This window comes from Streptomyces sp. NPDC044002, from assembly GCF_056434525.1.
The window spans coordinates 44,476-63,911 of record NZ_JBWKEZ010000050.1; the positions used below are offsets into that span (position 1 = coordinate 44,476).

General features: G+C 71.9%; 20 protein-coding genes and 1 other RNA gene. 16 read left to right on the plus strand and 5 right to left on the minus strand.

What is annotated here, in order from left to right:
• Nucleotides 1-18: 18 nt before the first annotated feature.
• The gene (locus tag AC07A6_RS29885; RefSeq protein WP_478779210.1) at nucleotides 19-1,065 is read right to left on the minus strand and encodes an isopenicillin N synthase family dioxygenase; all 1,047 of its coding nucleotides are present in this window, start codon (nucleotides 1,063-1,065) and stop codon (nucleotides 19-21) included.
• 317 nt (nucleotides 1,066-1,382) lie between these two features.
• On the opposite strand from AC07A6_RS29885, the gene prfB reads away from it, so the two are divergent.
• On the plus strand, nucleotides 1,383-2,492 hold the full coding sequence (prfB, locus tag AC07A6_RS29890; RefSeq protein WP_362468318.1) for a peptide chain release factor 2: 1,110 nt from the start codon (nucleotides 1,383-1,385) through the stop codon (nucleotides 2,490-2,492).
• Nucleotides 2,493-2,612: 120 nt separating this feature from the next.
• Here prfB and AC07A6_RS29895 read toward each other — a convergent pair whose 3' ends face one another.
• Nucleotides 2,613-2,801 carry a hypothetical protein gene (locus AC07A6_RS29895; RefSeq protein WP_362468316.1) on the minus strand — a complete coding sequence of 63 codons (189 nt, stop codon included), beginning with the start codon at nucleotides 2,799-2,801 and terminating at the stop codon, nucleotides 2,613-2,615.
• A gap of 227 nt (nucleotides 2,802-3,028) precedes the next feature.
• Between AC07A6_RS29895 and ftsE the strand changes: the two genes are divergently transcribed.
• The 6 genes from ftsE to AC07A6_RS29925 all read left to right on the plus strand — a co-directional run bounded on the left by ftsE (nucleotide 3,029) and on the right by AC07A6_RS29925 (nucleotide 7,451).
• On the plus strand, nucleotides 3,029-3,718 hold the full coding sequence (gene ftsE / locus AC07A6_RS29900) for a cell division ATP-binding protein FtsE (protein WP_362468314.1): 690 nt from the start codon (nucleotides 3,029-3,031) through the stop codon (nucleotides 3,716-3,718).
• A 17-nt stretch (nucleotides 3,719-3,735) separates the two neighbouring features.
• Nucleotides 3,736-4,722, plus strand: a complete 987-nt coding sequence (gene ftsX, locus AC07A6_RS29905; RefSeq protein ID WP_386271740.1) for a permease-like cell division protein FtsX — start codon at nucleotides 3,736-3,738, stop codon at nucleotides 4,720-4,722.
• 67 nt (nucleotides 4,723-4,789) lie between these two features.
• Nucleotides 4,790-5,992: a S41 family peptidase gene (locus AC07A6_RS29910; RefSeq protein ID WP_478779211.1), complete on the plus strand. Its 1,203-nt coding sequence runs from the start codon at nucleotides 4,790-4,792 to the stop codon at nucleotides 5,990-5,992.
• Nucleotides 5,993-6,010: 18 nt separating this feature from the next.
• Nucleotides 6,011-6,496, plus strand: a complete 486-nt coding sequence (gene smpB, locus AC07A6_RS29915; protein ID WP_362468308.1) for an SsrA-binding protein SmpB — start codon at nucleotides 6,011-6,013, stop codon at nucleotides 6,494-6,496.
• 84 nt (nucleotides 6,497-6,580) lie between these two features.
• Nucleotides 6,581-6,969, plus strand: a transfer-messenger RNA (tmRNA) gene (gene ssrA, locus AC07A6_RS29920).
• Nucleotides 6,970-7,100: 131 nt separating this feature from the next.
• On the plus strand, nucleotides 7,101-7,451 hold the full coding sequence (locus AC07A6_RS29925) for a DUF6247 family protein (protein ID WP_362468305.1): 351 nt from the start codon (nucleotides 7,101-7,103) through the stop codon (nucleotides 7,449-7,451).
• Between the two features lie 260 nt (nucleotides 7,452-7,711).
• Here the strand turns inward: AC07A6_RS29925 and AC07A6_RS29930 are convergent, their stop codons facing one another.
• Together AC07A6_RS29930 and AC07A6_RS29935 are read right to left on the minus strand one after the other, a co-directional pair.
• Nucleotides 7,712-9,064, minus strand: a complete 1,353-nt coding sequence (locus AC07A6_RS29930; RefSeq protein WP_478779212.1) for an SH3 domain-containing protein — start codon at nucleotides 9,062-9,064, stop codon at nucleotides 7,712-7,714.
• Between the two features lie 94 nt (nucleotides 9,065-9,158).
• Nucleotides 9,159-10,481: an MFS transporter gene (locus AC07A6_RS29935; RefSeq protein ID WP_478779213.1), complete on the minus strand. Its 1,323-nt coding sequence runs from the start codon at nucleotides 10,479-10,481 to the stop codon at nucleotides 9,159-9,161.
• 84 nt (nucleotides 10,482-10,565) lie between these two features.
• Between AC07A6_RS29935 and AC07A6_RS29940 the strand changes: the two genes are divergently transcribed.
• The 8 genes from AC07A6_RS29940 to AC07A6_RS29975 all read left to right on the plus strand — a co-directional run bounded on the left by AC07A6_RS29940 (nucleotide 10,566) and on the right by AC07A6_RS29975 (nucleotide 17,308).
• Nucleotides 10,566-11,534: a LysR family transcriptional regulator gene (locus AC07A6_RS29940; protein WP_362468299.1), complete on the plus strand. Its 969-nt coding sequence runs from the start codon at nucleotides 10,566-10,568 to the stop codon at nucleotides 11,532-11,534.
• A 105-nt stretch (nucleotides 11,535-11,639) separates the two neighbouring features.
• Complete coding sequence (locus AC07A6_RS29945) at nucleotides 11,640-13,019, plus strand: MFS transporter (RefSeq protein ID WP_478779214.1); 1,380 nt, start codon at nucleotides 11,640-11,642, stop codon at nucleotides 13,017-13,019.
• Between the two features lie 149 nt (nucleotides 13,020-13,168).
• Nucleotides 13,169-14,320, plus strand: coding sequence for a uroporphyrinogen-III synthase (locus AC07A6_RS29950; protein ID WP_478779215.1), 1,152 nt, complete (start codon nucleotides 13,169-13,171; stop codon nucleotides 14,318-14,320).
• 9 nt (nucleotides 14,321-14,329) lie between these two features.
• On the plus strand, nucleotides 14,330-14,890 hold the full coding sequence (locus AC07A6_RS29955; RefSeq protein ID WP_478779216.1) for a GNAT family N-acetyltransferase: 561 nt from the start codon (nucleotides 14,330-14,332) through the stop codon (nucleotides 14,888-14,890).
• 120 nt (nucleotides 14,891-15,010) lie between these two features.
• Nucleotides 15,011-15,610 (plus strand): CGNR zinc finger domain-containing protein, encoded by a 600-nt coding sequence (locus tag AC07A6_RS29960; RefSeq protein ID WP_478779217.1) that lies wholly within the window; start codon nucleotides 15,011-15,013, stop codon nucleotides 15,608-15,610.
• Nucleotides 15,611-16,165: 555 nt separating this feature from the next.
• On the plus strand, nucleotides 16,166-16,378 hold the full coding sequence (locus tag AC07A6_RS29965) for a type II toxin-antitoxin system prevent-host-death family antitoxin (RefSeq protein WP_478779218.1): 213 nt from the start codon (nucleotides 16,166-16,168) through the stop codon (nucleotides 16,376-16,378).
• Nucleotides 16,375-16,743 carry a hypothetical protein gene (locus AC07A6_RS29970; RefSeq protein WP_478779219.1) on the plus strand — a complete coding sequence of 123 codons (369 nt, stop codon included), beginning with the start codon at nucleotides 16,375-16,377 and terminating at the stop codon, nucleotides 16,741-16,743. The genes AC07A6_RS29965 and AC07A6_RS29970 overlap by 4 nt, the downstream gene beginning before the upstream one ends.
• Nucleotides 16,744-16,777: 34 nt before the next feature.
• A complete protein-coding gene (locus AC07A6_RS29975) occupies nucleotides 16,778-17,308 on the plus strand; it encodes a GNAT family N-acetyltransferase (RefSeq protein ID WP_362468289.1) in 531 nt (176 codons plus the stop codon).
• Here AC07A6_RS29975 and AC07A6_RS29980 read toward each other — a convergent pair whose 3' ends face one another.
• Complete coding sequence (locus AC07A6_RS29980) at nucleotides 17,309-17,512, minus strand: hypothetical protein (RefSeq protein ID WP_478779220.1); 204 nt, start codon at nucleotides 17,510-17,512, stop codon at nucleotides 17,309-17,311. It abuts the gene before it with no gap.
• Between the two features lie 139 nt (nucleotides 17,513-17,651).
• Between AC07A6_RS29980 and AC07A6_RS29985 the strand changes: the two genes are divergently transcribed.
• On the plus strand, nucleotides 17,652-18,986 hold the full coding sequence (locus tag AC07A6_RS29985) for a hypothetical protein (RefSeq protein WP_478779221.1): 1,335 nt from the start codon (nucleotides 17,652-17,654) through the stop codon (nucleotides 18,984-18,986).
• Nucleotides 18,987-19,436: the final 450 nt, after the last annotated feature.

Below are 19,436 nucleotides of genomic sequence, written 5' to 3' on the forward strand. Positions count from 1 at the left end.
GGCGCCCCGGACCCCGGACTACGCCGCGGTGAGGTCCGGGTGCCAGCGGCGGGCGACCGCCGGGTGGGCCCGTACCCAGCCCTTCAGCTCGTTGCGGCCGTACTCGGCGTGCAGCGGGTTCGACGCGTCGTGCGCCACGCCCGGCGCCGCGCGCAGGTAGTCCCCGGGGACGGTCTCCACGACCGCGTCCAGCCTCGGGTTGTAGAAGAACGGCACCGAGAACCGCTCCACCGCCCCCGGCGGGCTGACCACCCGGTGGTCGGTGGCCCGCAGGTACCCCTCGGTGGCGATCTCCAGCAGCTCGCCCAGGTTCACCACGAACGCGCCCGGCCGTGGCTCGATGTCGACGTAGCCGCCGTCCCGGACCACCTGGAGCCCGCCCACCGAGTCCTGGAGCAGCAGCGTCAGGAAGCCGTAGTCCTTGTGCGCGCCGACGCCCTGGTCGGCTCCCGACGGCGCGGACCCGGGGTAGCGGATCAGCTTCGTGTGCAGGTGGGGGCGGTCCGCGAAGGCCGCGTCGAAGAAGTCCGGGGGAGCGCCGATCGAGGCCAGCAGCTCCTGCAGCAGCCGGTGCGCCACCCCGGCCAGGCGCTCCTGCCAGCCCAGGACCGCCTCCTTCAGCTCCGGCAGCGCCGCCGGCCACTGGTTCGGGCCCTCCAGCCACAGGTACGCGGGGTCCTCCGGCCCCAGGTCCGGCGCCGGCCGCTCCGCGCCCACGTCCAGCTGGTCCCGCCAGTCGGAGGCCCCGCCGGTCAGCTCGTGGCCGATGCGGGTGTAGCCGCGGAAGTGCGGCGAGTTCAGATTGCTCACGGCCAGCCGGTCGGCCTCCGGGAGCGCGAAGAAAGCCCTGGTCAGCTCCAGGATGCGGGAGGTTTCCGCCTCGGTTATGCCGTGTCCGGTCAGGTACAGGAAGCCGGTGTCGCGGGCCGCGGCGTGCAGCTGCTTCAGGAAGTCGGGGCGTTCGGCGGGGTCGTCGGCCCGCGAGAGGTCGATGACGGCCAGCGCGGGCGCGGACGCGGCGGCGGAGGGTGCGGAGGAAGGGGAAGAGGGGTGCGCGGACGGCATGACGGCTCCGTTTCGGATGTCACAGGGTCCTGTGCCCCAGAGATGGCGGGGCGTGCGGAGGGAGCGGACCGCCGGCAGGGATGGCGCCGGGACCACGTGTGACCGCGTGCAGGACCGAAGTCGGATCGGGGTTGATCAGGCTTGTGCTTGGTCCGGCGGCAGACAGCTCGTCGTGGTGACACGCATGTGGTCCACATGGCGGCGCTTCACGAGTAGAACGGTCATACGAGGAGCGTACGCCCGTATCGGCGCTCCTCTGTACGGTCCGATCCGGCCTGCCCGGACAGTGCCGTCCGAGGACCGGCTAGGCTTGACCCGTGGCAGTCGTCGATGTTTCCGAAGAGCTGAAGTCCCTCTCCTCGACCATGGGGTCGATCGAGGCCGTCCTGGACCTCGACAAGCTGAGGGCAGATATCGCCGTGCTCGAGGAGCAGGCCGCCGCGCCGTCCCTGTGGGACGACCCGGAAGCCGCCCAGAAGATCACGAGCAAGCTTTCGCACCTCCAGGCCGAGGTCCGCAAGACCGAGACCCTGCGCGGCCGCATCGACGACCTCGCGGTGCTGTTCGAACTCGCCCAGGAGATGGACGACGCGGACACCCTCGCCGAGGCCGAGGCCGAGCTGGCGTCCGTGCGCAAGGCGCTGGACGAGATGGAGGTCCGGACCCTGCTCTCCGGCGAGTACGCCGAGCGCGAGGCCCTGGTCAACATCCGCGCCGAGGCCGGCGGCGTCGACGCCTCCGACTTCGCCGAGCGCCTCCAGCGCATGTACCTGCGCTGGGCCGAGCGCCACGGCTACCCGACGGAGATCTACGAGACCTCGTACGCGGAAGAGGCCGGCATCAAGTCGACCACCTTCGTCGTCAAGGCCCCGTACGCCTACGGCACGCTCTCCGTCGAGCAGGGCACCCACCGCCTCGTGCGCATCTCCCCCTTCGACAACCAGGGCCGCCGCCAGACCTCCTTCGCGGGCGTCGAGGTGCTGCCGGTCGTCGAGACCAGCGACCACGTCGAGATCGACGAGTCCGAGCTGCGCATCGACGTGTACCGCGCCTCCGGCCCCGGCGGCCAGGGCGTCAACACGACCGACTCGGCCGTGCGCATCACGCACATCCCGACCGGCATCGTCGTCTCCTGCCAGAACGAGCGCTCCCAGATCCAGAACAAGGCCAGCGCCATGAACGTGCTTCAGGCCAAGCTGCTGGAGCGGCGCCGCCAGGAGGAGCAGGCCAGGATGGACGCCCTCAAGGACGGCGGCAGCTCCTGGGGCAACCAGATGCGCTCCTACGTCCTGCACCCGTACCAGATGGTCAAGGACCTGCGGACGGAGTTCGAGGTCGGCAACCCGCAGGCGGTCCTCGACGGCGAGATCGACGGCTTCCTGGAGGCCGGCATCCGCTGGCGCAAGCAGCAGGAGCAGACCGCGTAACACGCGGGAGCACACCAGCACGAGGAAGGGCCCGGACACCAGTGGTGTCCGGGCCCTTCCCCATTACGTGTGATCCGCGCGGCCACACGATGATGCCTGCTGATCGGGACGCGACGCGGCCTACGCGGTCCGTGCCACCAGCGCCAGCGCGCCCACCAGCACCACCAGAAGCGCGATGAGCGTCGCCGGATTCAGCCCGGCGAAGGGGCCCTCCTGCTGGAGGCGCTCCCGGTTCGCCCGGCACACCGGGCAGCGGCCCTGGCTGACGGGTGCGGCGCAGTTCGCGCACACGAGCCGGTCATATGTCATGCGCTCCTCCTCTCGTCCCCTCGACATGGACAACGGTGCGGGGACGCGGTCCGTTCCCCCTACCACTGTGCCAGCTCCGACGACATTCGGCGCGGCCCGTCCGGGCAATCACGGTCCGGCTCCTCCACGCCCGGGGATATATCGGGCAACTCCGATTGCCGGGTCCCCACCCGGCGTCCGGTCGCGTATGGTCACGGTCACCTACTCCCGGCGACCGTGGTGCTCCCGTGATCCGATTCGACAACGTCTCCAAGTCCTACCCGAAGCAGAACCGGCCCGCACTCAGAGATGTCTCCCTCGACATCGCCAAGGGCGAGTTCGTCTTCCTGGTCGGCTCCTCCGGCTCCGGCAAGTCCACCTTCCTGCGGCTCGTCCTGCGCGAGGAACGGGCCACCCACGGCCAGGTGCACGTCCTCGGCAAGGACCTCGCGAAGCTCTCCAACTGGAAGGTCCCGCACATGCGGCGCCAGCTGGGCACCGTCTTCCAGGACTTCCGCCTCCTGCCCAACAAGACGGTCGCCGAGAACGTCGCCTTCGCCCAGGAGGTCATCGGCAAACCGCGCGGCGAGATCCGCAAGGCCGTACCGCAGGTCCTGGAGCTGGTCGGCCTCGACGGCAAGGAAGGACGGATGCCCGGCGAGCTCTCCGGCGGCGAGCAGCAGCGCGTCGCCATCGCCCGCGCCTTCGTCAACCGCCCCGCCCTGCTGATCGCCGACGAGCCGACCGGCAACCTCGACCCGCAGACGTCCGTCGGCATCATGAAGCTCCTGGACCGGATCAACCGGACCGGCACCACCGTCATCATGGCCACCCACGACCAGCAGATCGTGGACCAGATGCGCAAGCGCGTCATCGAACTCGAACAGGGCCGGCTCGTGCGCGACCAGTCGCGCGGCGTCTACGGCTACCAGCACTGAAAGGCCCCTGAGACGTCATGCGCGCCCAGTTCGTCATGTCGGAGATCGGCGTCGGCCTCCGCCGCAATCTCACCATGACCTTCGCGGTCATCATCTCCGTGGCCCTGTCCCTCGCCCTGTTCGGCGGCTCCCTCCTCATGCGCGACCAGGTCAGCGCCATGAAGGGGTACTGGTACGACAAGGTCAACGTCACCGTCTACCTCTGCACGAAGAACGACGCCCTGGACGCGGCCGGCGCCGCCGCCCCGGGCGCGGCCGCCGGCGCACCGGCGGCTTCCGCTTCCGCCGCCGGCAGCGGCCGGCCCTGCTCCAAGGGGGCGGTCACCCCCGAGCAGAAGCAGGGCATCGAGTCCGAGCTGAAGAAGATGGACCTCGTCCAGACCGTCATGTACGAGTCCTCGGACGAGGCCTACAAGCACTACAAGGAGCGCTTCGGCCACACCGCGCTGGCCTCCGTCGTCACCCCCGACCAGATGCCCGACTCCTTCCGGGTCAAGCTGAAGAACCCGGAGAAGTACGAGGTCATCACCTCCGCCTTCGCCGGCCGCGACGGCGTGCAGTCGGTCGCCGACCAGTCCACCGAGCTCGACAACCTCTTCGCCCTGCTCGGCACCCTCAACTGGGCGGCCCTCGGCATCATGCTCGTCATGCTGATCGTGGCCCTGCTGCTGATCGTCAACACGGTGCGCGTCTCGGCGTTCAGCCGTCGGCGGGAGACCGGCATCATGCGGCTGGTGGGAGCCTCCGGCTTCTACATCCAGGTGCCGTTCATCATGGAGGCCGCCGTGGCCGGCCTCATCGGCGCCGTCTTCGCCTGCGCGATGCTCGGCACCGGCCAGTACTTCGTGATCGACCACGGCATCGCGCTCCGCGACAAGCTCCAGCTGATCAACTTCATCGGCTGGGACGCGGTCCTCGCCAAGCTGCCGCTGGTGCTGGTCATCGGCCTGCTGATGCCCTCCCTGGCCGCGTTCGTCGCGCTGCGCAAGTACCTGAAGGTATGACGAGCGCCTCCTGCGCTCTGTGCTCAACCGGACTTGCCGCGGCGGGGCTTGTCCTAGACTCGGCGGCATGCCGGGTCTGCCCGCCTTCTGTCTGAGGCCCCGCGACCTGCGTCGCGGGGCCGTTCTGACGCTGGTCTTCCTCGTCTGCGTGGGCACCGCCGCCGGCACGGGGTGCTGGTCCCCGCGCGAGGCCGAAGGGACGGGCACGGCCTTCCTGGCGGGCGCCGGCGAACCGGACCCGCCCCCCGCTCCCGCTTCCGCTTCCGGCCCCGGGACCGCCGACCGGGAGGCCGTCACCCGGGCCGCCGCCGAGGCCGTCGCCGAGGGGAAGTCGGGCAAGAAGGCCGCCGAGGAGGTCGTCAGCCGCAGCGGCGACCGCTGGGGAACCGTCTACGACCGGGGCGAGTACGCCGCCTTCGCCGAGGAACTCGACGGCCGCTGGACCGGGGTCGGGCTCTGGGCCGGACGCCGCCGGGACGGCCGGATCGAGGTCGACCGGGTCCAGCCGGACAGCCCCGCCGACCGGGCCGGCCTGCGCGCCGGGGACCGGCTGCTGAGCGTGGACGCCCGGAGCGTGACCGGGCTGGCGGTGGCCGACGTGGTGGCGCTGCTGCGCGGGGAAGCCGGCACTCCGGTGGTGCTCGGCCTCAGCCGGGACGGCGCCGACCGCACCGTCACCGTCCGGCGCGCGCAGCTGCGTACCGAGCCGGTGACCGTACGCCGCCTCGCGGGCGGCATCACCGTGATCAAGGTGGCCTCCTTCACCCGGGGCTCCGGGGAGCGCGTCAGGGCGGCCGTCCGGGAGGCCCCGCCCGGCGGCGGGGTGATGCTGGACCTGCGCGGCAACCCGGGCGGGCTGGTCACCGAGGCGGTGGCCGCGGCCTCCGCGTTCCTGGACGGCGGGCTCGTGGCGACGTACGACGTACGCGGCTCCGAGCGCGCCCTGTACGCCGACCCGGGCGGGGACACCGCACGCCCCCTGGTGGCCCTCGTCGACGGCGGCACGATGAGCGCGGCCGAGCTGGTCACCGGCGCCCTCCAGGACCGCGGCCGCGCGGTGACGGTGGGCACCCGCACCTTCGGCAAGGGCTCGGTGCAGATGCCGACCGAGCTCCCGGGCGGCGCGGTGGCGGAGCTGACGGTGGGCACGTACCGCACCCCGGCGGGCCGCAGCCTCGACGGCGGGGGCATCACCCCGGACCTGGCGGCCGGCGACGGGGCGGAGGAGCGGGCGCGCACGGTATTGGGTGGCCTCGGGGTGGGGTCGTAGTGCGAAAATGACCGCACTATGGCTAAGGAAAAAGGGCGCAAGCTGATCGCCCAGAACAAGAAGGCCCGGCACGACTACGCGATCATCGACACCTACGAGTGCGGGATCGTCCTGACCGGCACCGAGGTCAAGTCCCTGCGCCAGGGCCGGGCCTCGCTGGTGGACGGCTTCGTGTCGGTGGAGGGCCGCGAGGTCTGGATGTACAACGTGCACGTCCCGGAGTACAGCCAGGGCACCTGGACCAACCACAGCGCCCGCCGCAAGCGCAAGCTCCTCATGCACCGCGAGGAGATCGACAAGCTGGAGCGCAAGTCCGAGGAGTCGGGCCACACGGTCGTCCCGCTGTCCCTGTACTTCAAGGACGGCCGCGCGAAGGTCGAGATCGCGCTGGCGAAGGGCAAGAAGGAGTACGACAAGCGGCAGACCCTGCGCGAGAAGCAGGACACGCGCGAGACGCAGCGCGCCATCTCGGCGGTCCGGCGCAAGCAGCGGGGCACGGTTTAATCTCCTGGCACCCGGTGGTCCACTTCGCGTACCATGGGGTTCAGCACCGCCCCCCGGGGTCGGCGCTGCTTGATAAAACAACATGGGGATGATCGGTTTCGACAGCGGCTGTCGATGCAGGGGAAGCGAGCCGAGGAAGCGGCAATGATCTCGCTAACCACATGTCGCAAAAAATAATCGCCAACTCCAAGAGCGATAACTCCCGCTTCACCCTCGCTGCCTAATAACAGTGAGCTGAAGCCTCTGTGAGGAGCGTCAGCCCGGAAGTGGTCCCGGTCCGGATCCTGGCGTCAACTAGGGATCTAAACCTCTAGCCCCGGTCACGGGGGTTGGAGGGAAACCAAACAGTGACTGAGCCCGTCGGAGACTTGTCCGTGTGATCTCCGGGGCCGAGAAAATCGCAGCGGACTGCGCTCGGAGAAGCCCTGCTTCTGCACCGTTGGACGCGGGTTCGATTCCCGCCATCTCCACTCATCCCATGTGGGCGAAGGCCCCGCAGCCTCCTGGCTGCGGGGCCTTCGTCATGACCGAAGCTTCCGCGTGATGGCGGGCACGGCGGTAGCGTGGGATCCACTCCCGAGTGGAACCTGACCAAGGAGGACACGTGAGTACGCCGATCGCCGCCGGGAGCGGTCCCCTGATCCCCATGCCGGAACGCACACCTGCCGCCCTCCGCGAGGCCGTCGCGAAGATCGCTCCCAGCCGCGTGCCCGACTTGACCCAGCACCTCTTCGAGGCCACGACGAATGCCCAGCAGGCTCAGTCCCTGGCCCCGTTGCGAGCCTTCATCCACTCCTGGTCCGTTTTCGTGGAGATCGAACGCCATCCCCGCACGGCGGCACGCCTACACGCCCTGGAGCGGCTGATCCAGGAGGGGGCGGACGATCCGGTGTCCGCGCTGGCGGAGATCCAGCAGATCCTCGACAAAGCAGAGGCCGAGATCGGCCGTGAGTAACTGGACCTGGGACTACAACACGGACGATCATGCCCATGTGACCGGCGGTCTGCCGCCCGGCGTGGTCGCGGAAGTCGAGCGGATCGCCACCGAATTGTCGGTACTGGGCCGTGACGCCGAAACCGTTGGTCGGCCCATCGGAAGATCGGGTGGCCTGCGCGAGTTCGACATTCTCGGTGGACGCGGTTTCATCAGCCAACCAAGTGGGCGAAGGCCCCGCAGCCTGCCGGCTGCGGGGCCTTCGTCATGCCGGGGGTCCGTCAGCAGTACGGGACCTTGTTGAGGTTCAGGGCGTAGCGGGCGGCGATCCAGCCGCGGCCGTCGGCGAGCTTGTACCAGATCGAATTGTCGCCCACGGTCTGGCCGTTGACCTTGCACTGGAGCGCCACGACGGTGTTGGCCGGGATCTTGCCGGTCTTCTTGTAGCCCGTGCCGGGGCCGGAGCGGATGCCGAGGCCCTGGCCGGACGTGACGATGCGGGCCTTCGGGCCGTTGCCCTTGCCCTTGCCGTGGTGGTCGCCCTTTCCGCCCTTGCCGTGGTGGTCGTCCTTGCCGTGGTGGTCACCGCACTTCTTGCAGGTGCCGCCGGGCTTGCCGTCCTTGCCGGGGTCGCCCTTGGGGCCCGCGGGGCCCTCCGGGCCGCGGATGCCCTGGAGGCCCTGCGGGCCGGTGGCTCCGGTCTTGCCGTCGTGGCCCCGGGGGCCGCGCTTGCCGTCCTTGCCGTTCTTGCCGGGCTTGCCGTCCCTGCCGGGGTCGCCCTTGTCGCCCTTCTCGCCTCCGGAGGGGCCGGGGTCGCCCTTCGGGCCCTGGATGCCCTGGATTCCCTGGATGCCCTGGCGGCCTTCCTTGCCGTCCCTGCCCTTCTTGCCCTCGGGGCCGCGGGTGCCGGGCTCGCCGTTCTTGCCGGGGTCCCCCTTCGGGCCGGGGATGCCTTGGATGCCCTGGCGGCCCTCCCTGCCGTCCTTGCCGTTCTTGCCGTTCTTGCCGGGCTGGCCCTGCGGGCCGGGCTCGCCGTCCTTGCCGGGGTCGCCCTTCTCGCCCTTCTCTCCCTGGGGGCCCGGGCGGCCCGGCTTGCCGTGGTGGCCGGGCTTGCCGTCGTGGCCCGGGCGGCCGTCGTCGCCCTTCGGGCCCGTCACCGGGGTGGACACGGCGAACAGGGCAGGGGCGTCGGTGTCGTTGGACCACTCGCCGCCGTCCAGCGTCGTCCCCTGGGGGGCCTTCGGGTCCACCTTCACCGTCACCGCCAGCCGCGTCTGCGTGTCGGCCGGGAAGGCGAAGCCGGCGCGGGTGCCCGCGTCGCAGGTCAGCAGGCGTGCGTCCGCCGAGCGGGTGCACGAGGCCGCCGCGCGTTGGCCGTTCCAGTAGAAACGGGCCTCCGGGAAGGTGGTCCGCTCCGGGGCGGTGATCCGGAAGGTGCTGCTGCGTGCCGGGTCCTGGCCGTTCACGGCCGCGATGACGACCCGGCCCGTCTTGCCGGGGGCGATGGAGGGGACGTACGGCTGGAAGAACCGGATCTGGGACGCGTCGGCCAGCGCCGGTACGGCCGGCACCAGGCAGGACGCGGTGACGGCCGCGACGACGAGGGCCGAGGAGACGGAACGGGAAGCAGGCAAGGGGAGTTCCTCCGCGAAGGGAAGGGCCGCTGGGGGAAAGCACCCCCAGTTATGCGGGATCGCGCGGAGGAGTGGTGCGTACCACGCGGGCGCGTCACTCGCCCGCCGGAACAATACGGATAAATCGGGATGTTGCGGCGGAGAGGGCCAGTGCGAGCAGGGCGGCGGCGGCCGGGAGGGCGTAGGCCGCGGTGGAGCCCAGCCGGTCGACGGCCTGGCCCGCCGTGGCGGAGCCGGCGGCGATGCCGGTCATGATCGCGGTGACGGCCAGGCTCATCCCCTCGTTCAGGCGGCCCGGGGGAGTGGCCCGCTGCACCAGTGCCATCGCGCCCACCATTACCGGCGCCGTGGCCATCCCGGCCAGCAGCAGGGCACCCGCCAGCAGGGCGAGGGAGCCGGTGGCGGCGGCCGCCCAGGGCAGGGCCATCGCCGCGGCCAGCGCCAGCAGGCAGGTGCGCAGGCTCCGCGGGCGGCGGGTGCCGTAGAACAGCCCGGCGGCGCAGGATCCCGCCGCCTGGAGCGCCAGCACCGGGCCCGAGGTGCCGCCGAGGCCCAGGGCGGCGAGGTGGGCGATGGAGGCCACCTCCATCGAGCCGAACACCGCACCGGTGGCCGCCAGCAGGCCCAGCAGCGGGAGCAGGGCGCGCAGCGGCGACGGGCCGAGGGCGGCGGCCGGAGCCCCGGTCGCCGGGGGTTCGGTGGCCCGGTGTGCGGTGAAGACCAGCATGCCCGTCAGCAGCAGGGCCGCCCCGGCGAGGGTGCCCGCCTCGGGGAAGGCGGCGGTGCACAGGAAGGCCGCGAGGACCGGGCCGAGCATGAAGCACAGCTCGTCCGCGGCCTGTTCGAAGGACATCGCGGTGTGGTGCTCGGAGCGGGGCAGCAGGTGGGTCCAGCGGGCCCGCGACATGCCGCCGATGTTGGGGGTCGTCGCGGTGGCCGCGTACGAGGCGAACAGGGTCCATGCGGGGGCCTGCGTACGCACGCACAGGACCAGGGAGAGCGAGCCGAGGACGGCGATCACGGTGGCCGGTACGGCGACCCGGGCCTGCCCGTGGCGGTCGACCAGCCGGGCCGTCCAGGGCGCGACGAGGGCGGTGGCGGCCAGCCCGGTGGCGGTGACCGCGCCGGCCAGGGCGTACGAGCCGCGCTGCCCGGCGATCATCATCACCGCGCTGACTCCGAACATGCCCATCGGCAGCCGGGCCAGCAGGTTCCCGGCGGTGAACCCGCGCGTGCCGGGGCGGGAGAAGAGGCGGGCGTACGGGCCGCGGGTACGGGCCCGCGCGCGGGTGGGGGCCGGGGACGGGGCCGGGGACGGGGAAGCGGCCGGGGCCGGGGCCGGGGAAGCGGCGGGGGACGGGGCGGCCAGGACCAGGGTGCTGCCGGTCACGGCCATCAGCGGGGATTCTTGCGGCATGCACCGAGCCTGCGGCCCGCCCCCGCCCGCGGTCCAACACCTGTTCCGGGGCCATTCACGCGCCCGCGTTGTTAATCTCCGGGGATGACCGCCCGAGACGTCGACCCCCGCCTGCTGCGCGGCTTCCTCGCGGTCGCCGAGGAACTGCACTTCTCCCGCGCCGCCGCCCGCCTCTACGTCGCCCAGCAGGCGCTCAGCCGCGATGTCCGCCGCCTCGAACAGGCCCTCGGCACACCCCTGTTCCTGCGCACCACCCGCGCCGTCGAACTCACCCCCGACGGCGAACGCCTGCTGCCCCACGCCCGCGACGTGCTCCGCGCCCACGAGGAACTCGCCGCCGCCTTCGCCGGACCGCCCCGCGCCCTCCTCGTCGACATGAACACCGACGGCCCCAGCACCGGCCGCCGCGTCCTGGAACGCGCCCGCGAACTCGCCCCCGGCTGCGAACTGATGGCCCGCTTCGAGAGCGGCCTCACCCACGCCGCCGGCGAGATCGCCGCCGGACGGCTCGACGTCTCCTTCGGGTACGCCGCCGGACTGGCACCCGCCCTGCGCGCCCGGCTCGACCACCGCCCCGTACGCCACGAACCCCTCGCCGTCCTGCTCCCCGAGGACCACCCGCTGGCCGCCCTGGACCGCGTACCGCTCGCCGCGCTCGCCGGGGAGAGCGTGTACGCGGGAGCCGGGAACCCCCGCACCCTGGAGTGGACCGGCCTGGCCCGTGAGCTCTTCGCCGGACGCGGCATCGCCGTCGCCCCGCCCGCCCCCGTGGCCATGGGCAAGGAGGAGTTCGTCCGGGTCATGGCCAAGACCCGCAACCCCGTCCTGGTGGCCGTCGGCTTCCTCGACATGCCCGGCAGCGTCAAACGCCCCCTCGTGGAACCCGCACCGCTGTCCCCGCTGTCCATGGTGTGGCGCAAGGGCTTCGACCACCCCGGCCTCGACGCCCTCCACCGCGCGGTGACCGAACTCCAGAACGCCGGCGGCTGGCTGGAAGTCCCCCCGGACAGCTGGCTCCCCGCAGCGCTCACACCCGGCCCGGACGGCGGGTGAGTGCAAGGTTTCCCACCGGTCATCCGGCGGGGACCGGGGCCGAAACGCGCCGTTCCTAGCCTCCTCACCACGGAGCACGACAGCTGTGGAGGGTGGAGGCGTGTGATGACCGGAACGACGACCGCACCGCGCAGGGGAGGCCGCTGGATCGAGCGGTGGGACCCCGAGGACGAGACCTTCTGGAAGGAGACCGGGGAGCGGATCGCCCGCCGCAACCTCCTCTACTCCGTGCTCTCCGAGCACATCGGCTTCTCGATCTGGACCCTGTGGTCCGTGATGGTCCTCTTCATGGGCCCCCAGTACGGCATCGACCCGGCGGGCAAGTTCTTCCTCATCGCCACCGCCACCTTCGTCGGCGCCCTCGTCCGCATCCCCTACACCTTCGCCGTCGCCCGCTTCGGCGGCCGCAACTGGACCGTCGTCAGCGCCCTGCTCCTCCTCGCGCCGACGATCGCCGCCCTCGTCGTCATGGAACCCGGCACCTCCTACGGCACCTTCCTCGCCGTGGCCGCGCTCACCGGCGTCGGCGGCGGCAACTTCGCCTCCTCCATGACCAACATCAACGCCTTCTTCCCGCTCCGCAAGAAGGGCTGGGCCCTCGGCCTCAACGCCGGCGGCGGCAACATCGGCGTCCCCGTCGTCCAGCTCGTCGCCCTGCTGGTCATCGGCACCGCCGGAGCCGGACACCCCCGGCTGCTGCTGTGGGCCTACCTCCCGCTGATCGTGCTCGCCGCGGCACTGGCCCTCGTACGCATGGACAACCTCGCGCCGGTCCGCAACGACGGCGGCGCCGTCCGCGAAGCCGCCAGGGACGCCCACACCTGGATCATGGCCTTCCTGTACATCGGAACCTTCGGCTCCTTCATCGGCTACAGCTTCGCCTTCGGGCTCGTCCTCCAGACCCAGTTCGGACGCACCCCGCTCCAGGCCGCCTCCCTCACCTTCATCGGCCCGCTCCTCGGCTCCCTCGTCCGGCCCGTCGGCGGGGCACTCGCCGACCGCTTCGGCGGGGCCCGGATCACCCTGGCCACCTTCGTGGCGATGGCCGCCGCGACCGGAGTCGTCCTGCTGGCCTCCGTACGGGAATCCCTGCCCGTGTTCCTCGTCGGCTTCGTGGCGCTCTTCGCCCTCAGCGGCCTCGGCAACGGCTCCACCTACAAGATGATCCCCGGCATCTTCGCCGCGAAGGCCCTCGCCCGCGGCCTCGACGGCGAAGCGGCCGCCGCCCACGGAAGGCGGCTCTCCGGCGCCTCCATGGGACTCATCGGAGCCGTCGGCGCGCTCGGCGGCCTCGGCATCAACCTCGTGTTCCGCTCGGCCTTCCTCGAATCCGGCTCCGGAACGGCCGCCTTCGCCACCTTCCTCGGCTTCTACGCGGTGTGCTGCGCGGTCACCTGGGCGGTATACCTTCGCCGGCCCGTCGCCGCCCCGGCCCCCGCCACCGACGGACAGGCGGAGAGGAAACCGCAGCTCACCTCGGTGTGAGGTGGGCGTGAGGCAGGCGTGAGGTACGGCCGGGGTGGGTGCGGGCCGGTTAACTGGCCCGAAATGCGATGGAACCGAGCCTGACACGACGCCTTGGCAGGCTCGGAACATCCCCGACGCAAACCTTCTGGGCAAGGCAGGCAACCACGATGGACGACGCTACCCACGGCCCCCTCGCCGGATTCACCGTCGGAGTCACCGCCGCCCGCCGGGCGGACGAACTGATCGCCCTGCTCCGCAGGCGCGGAGCCGCCGTCATCCACGCCCCCGCCCTGCGGATCGTGCCGCTCGCCGACGACAGCGAGCTGATGGCCGCCACCAAGGAACTCGTCGACAACCCGCCCGACGCCGTCGTCGCCACCACCGCCATCGGATTCCGCGGCTGGATCGAAGCCGCCGACGGCTGGGGCATCGGCGAACAGCTGCTGGAACGGCTGCGCACCACCGAACTGCTCGCCCGCGGCCCCAAGGTCAAGGGCGCCGTACGCGCCGCCGGACTGGTGGAAGCCTGGTCCCCGCAGTCGGAATCACTGGCCGAGGTACTGGACCGGCTCCTCGCCGACGGCGTCGCCGGGCGGCGCATCGCGCTCCAGCTGCACGGCGAACCCCTCCCCGGGTTCGTGGAGGCCCTCCGCGACGGCGGGGCCGAGGTGGTGCCCGTACCGGTCTACCGGTGGATGCCGCCCGAGGACCTCGCCCCCCTGGACCGGCTGCTCGACGCGATCGCCGTCGGGGCCGTGGACGCCGTCAGCTTCACCTCCGCGCCCGCCGCCGCCTCCCTGCTGTCCCGCGCCACCGAACGGGGGCTGCGCGAAGCGGTCCTGGAGGCGCTGCGCGGACCCGTCGCGGCGGCGTGCGTGGGGCCCGTCACCGCACTCCCGCTCCAGGCCGAAGGGGTGGCGACCGTCCAGCCGGAGCGGTTCCGGCTCGGGCCGCTGGTGCAGGTGCTGTGCCGCGAACTCCCCGGCCGGGCGAGGGTCCTGCCCGTCGCCGGGCACCGGCTGGAGATCCGGGGGCACGCGGTGCTCGTCGACGACGGGCTGCGCCCGGTCCCGCCCGCCGGGATGGCCCTGCTGGCCGCGCTCGCCCGGCGGCCCGGCTGGGTGGTGTCCCGGGCCGAGCTGCTGCGGGCGCTGCCGGGAGCGGGCACCGACGAACACGCCGTCGAGACGGCGATGGCCCGGCTGCGGGCGGCCCTGGGGGCGCCGCGGCTGATCCAGACGGTGGTCAAGCGGGGGTACCGGCTGTCGCTGGACGCGGGGGAGGGCGAGGGCTGGAGCGCGGGGGCGGACGTCCGCTAGCGTGCTCCGATGATCATCAACGGGGTGAAGATGAGGGGCCTGGCGGTCGAGGACGCCGCCGGGCTGGCCGACGTACTGACGCGCAACCGGGCCGCCATGGCGCCGTACGAGCCCTTGCGGAGCGAGGCCTTCTACACGGAGGCCGGGCAGCTGGCCCGCATCGAGGGGATGCTGGAGGAGCGCGACGGGGGGCGGCTCGTCCCGTACGTGTTCGTCGAGGTCGAGGACGGCCGGGAGACCGGTGCGGTCGTGGGGGCGATGAACCTCGGCAGCATCGCCCTCGGCCCCCTGTGCAGCGGCGGCGTCGGCTACTGGATCGACCGGGACCTGCACGGCAAGGGCCTGGCCACCGCCGGGCTGGCGGAAGTCCTCCGGGCCGCCCGCGAGGACTTCGGGCTCCACCGCGTGGAGGCGCAGACGCTGATCGACAACCACGCCTCCATGCGGGTCCTGGCCAAGAACGGCTTCACCGAGATCGGACTCGCCCCCCGGTACCTCCACATCAACGGAGCCTGGCGCGACCACCGCCTCTTCCAGCGCGTGCTGCACGACGAGGCACCCTCGGCATAGCAGCCCCGCCCGCCCCGCGCGGGGGCTTCCGCTTCACGGCCGCCGACGGCACTCTGGGGAGGCGGTCCGGTCCCACGGCGACGAGGCGTCGCCGAGGCAGCGACGAGGCGGTGAACGGGCATGTGGACGGGCATGTGGTTCGACTCCGGGCGGGTCTGCCTGGACCTGCTGGCGACGGACGGCCTCGAAGGGGCCGGTTCCGGATGCCGGGAGGGGCTCCGCGATGGTGATGCGCTTCGGCTGTGGCTCGTCGGTGCCGGCCTCGTCCCCGACCACACCCCGCTCGGCCGGCTCGGGCCCGACTGGGTGGAGGCCTTCCGCGCGCTGCGCCACGACGTGGGCACCCTCGTACGGGCCGAACTCGCCGGCACCGGCCCGGAGGAGGAAGCCCTGGCCCGGGTGAACGCGGCCGCCGCGGGACCGCCCCCGGGCGTGTGCGCGGTACGGAACCAGGAGGGCCACCTCGTCCGGGAACTCTGCGGCGGGGTGGAGTGCGCCGGGATGCTGGCCACGGTGGCCCGGGACGCGGTGGAGCTCCTCACCGACCCCGGCGACCTGGCCCTGATCCGGTCCTGCGAGGGCGACGGCTGCGCCCGCCTCTACCTGGACACCTCCCGCGGCCGCCGCCGCCGGTGGTGCTCCAGCGAACGGTGCGGCAACAGGGAGCGCGTGGCCCGCCACCGGCGCCGGGTGCGGGAGGTGGCGGGGGTGGAGGGGTAGGGGGGAGCGGTATCCCGCTGGACCGGATCAGGGCTGGTTGGGGCTTTCCCGTCAGTCCCATCGTCCTTCCGTGTCGTGCCGGCCTGTCAAGGGCGCTCCTTCGTCGCGTCACTTCGTGATCGCCTTCGGCGACCCTTGACAGGCCGACCCGCCCCGGAAAGCCGAAAGACTGCCGGGAAACCCCCAAAGAAACGGCACGGTCCAAGGGCAGGGGACGGGTCTCTCAGCGATGAGGCGAGGGGCCGGGCGTCGGCCGGCCGGGCATCCGGGCCCTCAGGAGCCGAGATTCCGAGCCGTGGCCCGGCTACCCGCACGAGAGGTTGATCTGAGCGTCTTGGGAAGCCCCCAGACGCGCCAGATCGCTACGCGCTTCTCTTTTCTCGGCGTCAGACGACCGTCTTGGGCTGATACCCGCGCCAGAGGGCGAATAGAGGCGCCTGGGAAGCCGACGGGCGCGCCAGATCGCTACGCGCTGCCCGTTTTTGGCGACTGGCCGACATTTCGGGTTGGTGCCGCAGCCGTGGGTGTGGAGGGCGCGCTGAGGGAGGTGGAACTATGGCAACGGAGCCGAGCACCTACACGACGATCGACCTGCGCAAGCAGATGGGGGAGATCCTCGACCGCACCCGGATCGCGGGCGAGCCGGCGGCGATCACGCGTAAGGGGAAGACCTTGGCGTACCTGGTGCCCGCTGAATGGTTCGAGCAGTACCAGCAGCTCGCTGAAGCCGCGTCGGCCGCGTACAGATCGGGAGCCCCTGAGCCATGACTGCACAACCCCTGCACTTCGACGGTACGGGCGGCGAACGGCCCCGCCGGGTCCCGCCGATGCCCGAACGCACCCCCCAGGCCTTGCGTCTCGCCATCCAGGAACACGCTCCACACCTCCTGCCGGACTTCGAGTCCCATTGGCGGCGTGCGATCGGGGATGCCTTCAACCTCACTCCGGTGCCGGCGTTCATGCGGCTGTGGTGGACCGAGTACGCCATCGCACGCGATGCGGGCCTGGAGACACGACTGCACGACCTCGAAGCAGAAGCCGCGGAGTCCGAAGACCCCGAGGAATCGGCCCGACTCCTGGCCGAGTACAGCCGTCTGCGGCGGGCGGCCGCAGACATGGAGCCCGGCCAGTGACAGACGAGGCGTGCTTGCGCCTAGGCTCGCAGCTGTGAACGACACGACACATGGCATACGCATCCGGCCCGGCGTCCTGGCGGACGGGCCGGCCGTGCTCGGCATGCTCGACGGGGCCGTCGCGTGGATGAACTCCCGCGGGAACACCGAGCAGTGGGGCACCACCCCGTACTCGCAGAAGCCCGGCGGGGTGGAGCGGGTCGAGCGGTACCTGACCGAGAACACGCCCTGGATCGCGGAGCTGGACGGTGTTCCCGTCGGGGCCATGGTGCTGGACTCCGGGCCCAGTCCCCAGATGCCGATCAAGGCGGCCGAGGAGGACGAGCTGTACGTCCGGCTGCTCGTCTCCGACCGGCGGCGGGTGGGTCTGGGCATCGGCGCGGTCCTGCTGGCGCACGCCGTCGAGGAGACCCGCCGGGCCGGCCTGGGCCTCCTGCGGGTGGACTGCTGGGCGGGCGGCGGGGGCGAGCTGGTCGCCTTCTACGAGCGCAACGGCTTCACCCCGACAGAGGCCTTCCTGTCCGGTGACTGGCCGGGCCAGGTCCTGGCGCGCCGCCTGGTCTGATCACGTGGCTTCCACGTTGCTGATCGCGGTGGTGAACTCGCGGCCGGACGCACCGCGGATGTAGGCCAGCTCCACCCAGTGCTCGTGGAGGACCGAATCCGAGACGTTCTCGTTGATGACGGCCATCAGTACGCCCTCGGCGCCCGATGCGATGTCACGCACCTGCTGACGGAGAAGCCGGTGGGGGAGGTATTCGTAGCTCATGGGTCGCTCCTTGCCTCAGGGGTGGGGTGGCCCGTGCGGTCACCGGTTGGTGTGACGAGGTAACCGCGCGGTGCCCCCGCGCGAGTACCGTTGGAGCGTCGGAGAAGCATGCAAGCCATGCACCTGTGGGGAGTTGCTCATGGCGCGACGCTCACGCACACCCAACACCGGCCTGACGACGCTCCTTGAGCAGGCCGGATGGTCAAGAAGCCAGTTCGCCTCGATCGTGAACCGCATCGGCGCGGAGGCCGGGCTCCTGCTCAAGTACGGTCAGCCCGCCGTGTCCCAGTGGGTGGCGGGACACCAGCCGAGGCCGCAGGTCAGGGCGCTGATCATCGAGGCGTTCGAACGGAAACTGGCGCGGCCGGTCACCTACGCCGAGGCGGGGCTCACGCCCCCGGGCGGGGCGGCGGAGGCGGACACTGTGCGGGAACTCGTAGACCTCGGAAGGGCCGACATGGATCCGTCCCGACGCCGCGTGATCGCGGCCGGAGTCTTCTCCGCAGCACTCAGCATCCCCCTGTTCCCGACCCTCGCGCGGGCCGACGGGGTCAGGCCCGGGAAGGCGACGACGAAGGTCGGACAGGCGCAGGTGGACGCCGTGGCGGCGATGACGGACCGGATCGCCGACATCCTCGACGAACTCGGCGCCGGCCACGCCCGGCCGATGGCGGCGGCGTTCCTCGTGAACACCGTCGGCCCCTGGCTGAAGGCCGAGGCCGCGGCCCCCGTCCGGCGCAGCCTGCTCGCCGCAGCGTCCGACCTGGTGTACCTGACGGGCTGGATGGCGATGTACGAACGCCAGCACCGGCTGGGCCAGGACTACTACGTGTCCGCGCTGAAGCTCGCCGGGGAGGCGGAGGAGCACGTCACCTACTGCCGGACCCTGCGCGGCATGTCCCTCCAGGCCTCCAACCTCGGCTACGGCAGGCGTGCCCTCGAACTCGCCGACTCGGCGGCGGAAGCGGCACCCTCCGCCGGCCCGCGCCTGGTCGCGTTCCTGCGCGGCCAGCAGGCGCACGGCGCGGCCATGGTCGGAGACAGGCGGCAGGCCTTCGTCCGCCTCCGCGAGGCCGAGGAAGCACTCGCCCGGGCCGACGACCGGCGGGAGTCGATCGGCGGCTACGACCGGACGGCCTACCTGTTCCACGTCGCGCACGTCCTGAACGAGACGAAGGACGTCCCCGGCTCGGTCCGCACCCTGCGCGAATCGATCCGGCTCCAGCCCGCCAACGAGCGGCAGGGCCGCCTGCACGCCTACGGCGTCCTCGCCCAGCGGCAGCTGTCGATCGGCCACGTCGAGGCCGCGTGCGAATCGTGGGGGCGCTTCCTGGACGAGTACGAGGCCCTCTCCTCGGCCCGGGGAGACGAACACTTCGAGGTGATGAACCTCCGCCTCCGCCCCCACGCCACCATCCGCGCGGTACGCGACCTCCGCGAGCGCGCCCAGCTCGTAGGCGCCCTCAAGGCCTGACCCCGAGAGGGCGCGGGCCACCTCGGCCAAGCCCGCGCCCTCCCCGAGCCCCTCTGTTCGCCCTCCGGTGCGGTTATCGGCCCCAGACGGCCGGCGGACGCTGAGGAATGAGGAGCGCGTAGCGATCTGTCGCGCTTGTCGGCTCCCTGGGCTGCTCATTTCGTCCTCTGGTGCGGGTATCAGCCCAGGACGGTCGCCGGACGCCAGGAAATGGGGGAGCGCGTAGCGATCTGTCGCGCCTGGGGGGTCTGGAGGTCGCCCTGATCGGCCTCTCGTGCGGGTGGCCGCGCCCCTGGCCCGGAATCGGGACTGGACGGGCCCGGATGCCCGGCGGGCCGACGCCCGGCCCCTCGCCTCATCACTGACACGGCCGCTCCTCCAACCATGGACCGTGCCGTTTCTTTGGGGGTTTCCCGGCAGTCTTTCGGCTTTCCGGTTCGGGTCGGTCGG

What these genes read in the sequence shown, in the direction of transcription:
- AC07A6_RS29885 (WP_478779210.1), bottom strand. Translation starts at nt 1,065, where the DNA reads ATGCCGTCCGCGCACCCCTCTTCCCCTTCCTCCGCACCCTCCGCCGCC.
- AC07A6_RS29895 (WP_362468316.1), bottom strand. Translation starts at nt 2,801, where the DNA reads ATGACATATGACCGGCTCGTGTGCGCGAACTGCGCCGCACCCGTCAGC.
- ftsX (WP_386271740.1), top strand. Translation starts at nt 3,736, where the DNA reads ATGCGCGCCCAGTTCGTCATGTCGGAGATCGGCGTCGGCCTCCGCCGC.
- AC07A6_RS29910 (WP_478779211.1), top strand. Translation starts at nt 4,790, where the DNA reads ATGCCGGGTCTGCCCGCCTTCTGTCTGAGGCCCCGCGACCTGCGTCGC.
- smpB (WP_362468308.1), top strand. Translation starts at nt 6,011, where the DNA reads ATGGCTAAGGAAAAAGGGCGCAAGCTGATCGCCCAGAACAAGAAGGCC.
- AC07A6_RS29935 (WP_478779213.1), bottom strand. Translation starts at nt 10,481, where the DNA reads ATGCCGCAAGAATCCCCGCTGATGGCCGTGACCGGCAGCACCCTGGTC.
- AC07A6_RS29940 (WP_362468299.1), top strand. Translation starts at nt 10,566, where the DNA reads ATGACCGCCCGAGACGTCGACCCCCGCCTGCTGCGCGGCTTCCTCGCG.
- AC07A6_RS29945 (WP_478779214.1), top strand. Translation starts at nt 11,640, where the DNA reads ATGACCGGAACGACGACCGCACCGCGCAGGGGAGGCCGCTGGATCGAG.
- AC07A6_RS29950 (WP_478779215.1), top strand. Translation starts at nt 13,169, where the DNA reads ATGGACGACGCTACCCACGGCCCCCTCGCCGGATTCACCGTCGGAGTC.
- AC07A6_RS29955 (WP_478779216.1), top strand. Translation starts at nt 14,330, where the DNA reads ATGATCATCAACGGGGTGAAGATGAGGGGCCTGGCGGTCGAGGACGCC.
- AC07A6_RS29960 (WP_478779217.1), top strand. Translation starts at nt 15,011, where the DNA reads ATGTGGACGGGCATGTGGTTCGACTCCGGGCGGGTCTGCCTGGACCTG.
- AC07A6_RS29965 (WP_478779218.1), top strand. Translation starts at nt 16,166, where the DNA reads ATGGCAACGGAGCCGAGCACCTACACGACGATCGACCTGCGCAAGCAG.
- AC07A6_RS29970 (WP_478779219.1), top strand. Translation starts at nt 16,375, where the DNA reads ATGACTGCACAACCCCTGCACTTCGACGGTACGGGCGGCGAACGGCCC.
- AC07A6_RS29980 (WP_478779220.1), bottom strand. Translation starts at nt 17,512, where the DNA reads ATGAGCTACGAATACCTCCCCCACCGGCTTCTCCGTCAGCAGGTGCGT.
- AC07A6_RS29985 (WP_478779221.1), top strand. Translation starts at nt 17,652, where the DNA reads ATGGCGCGACGCTCACGCACACCCAACACCGGCCTGACGACGCTCCTT.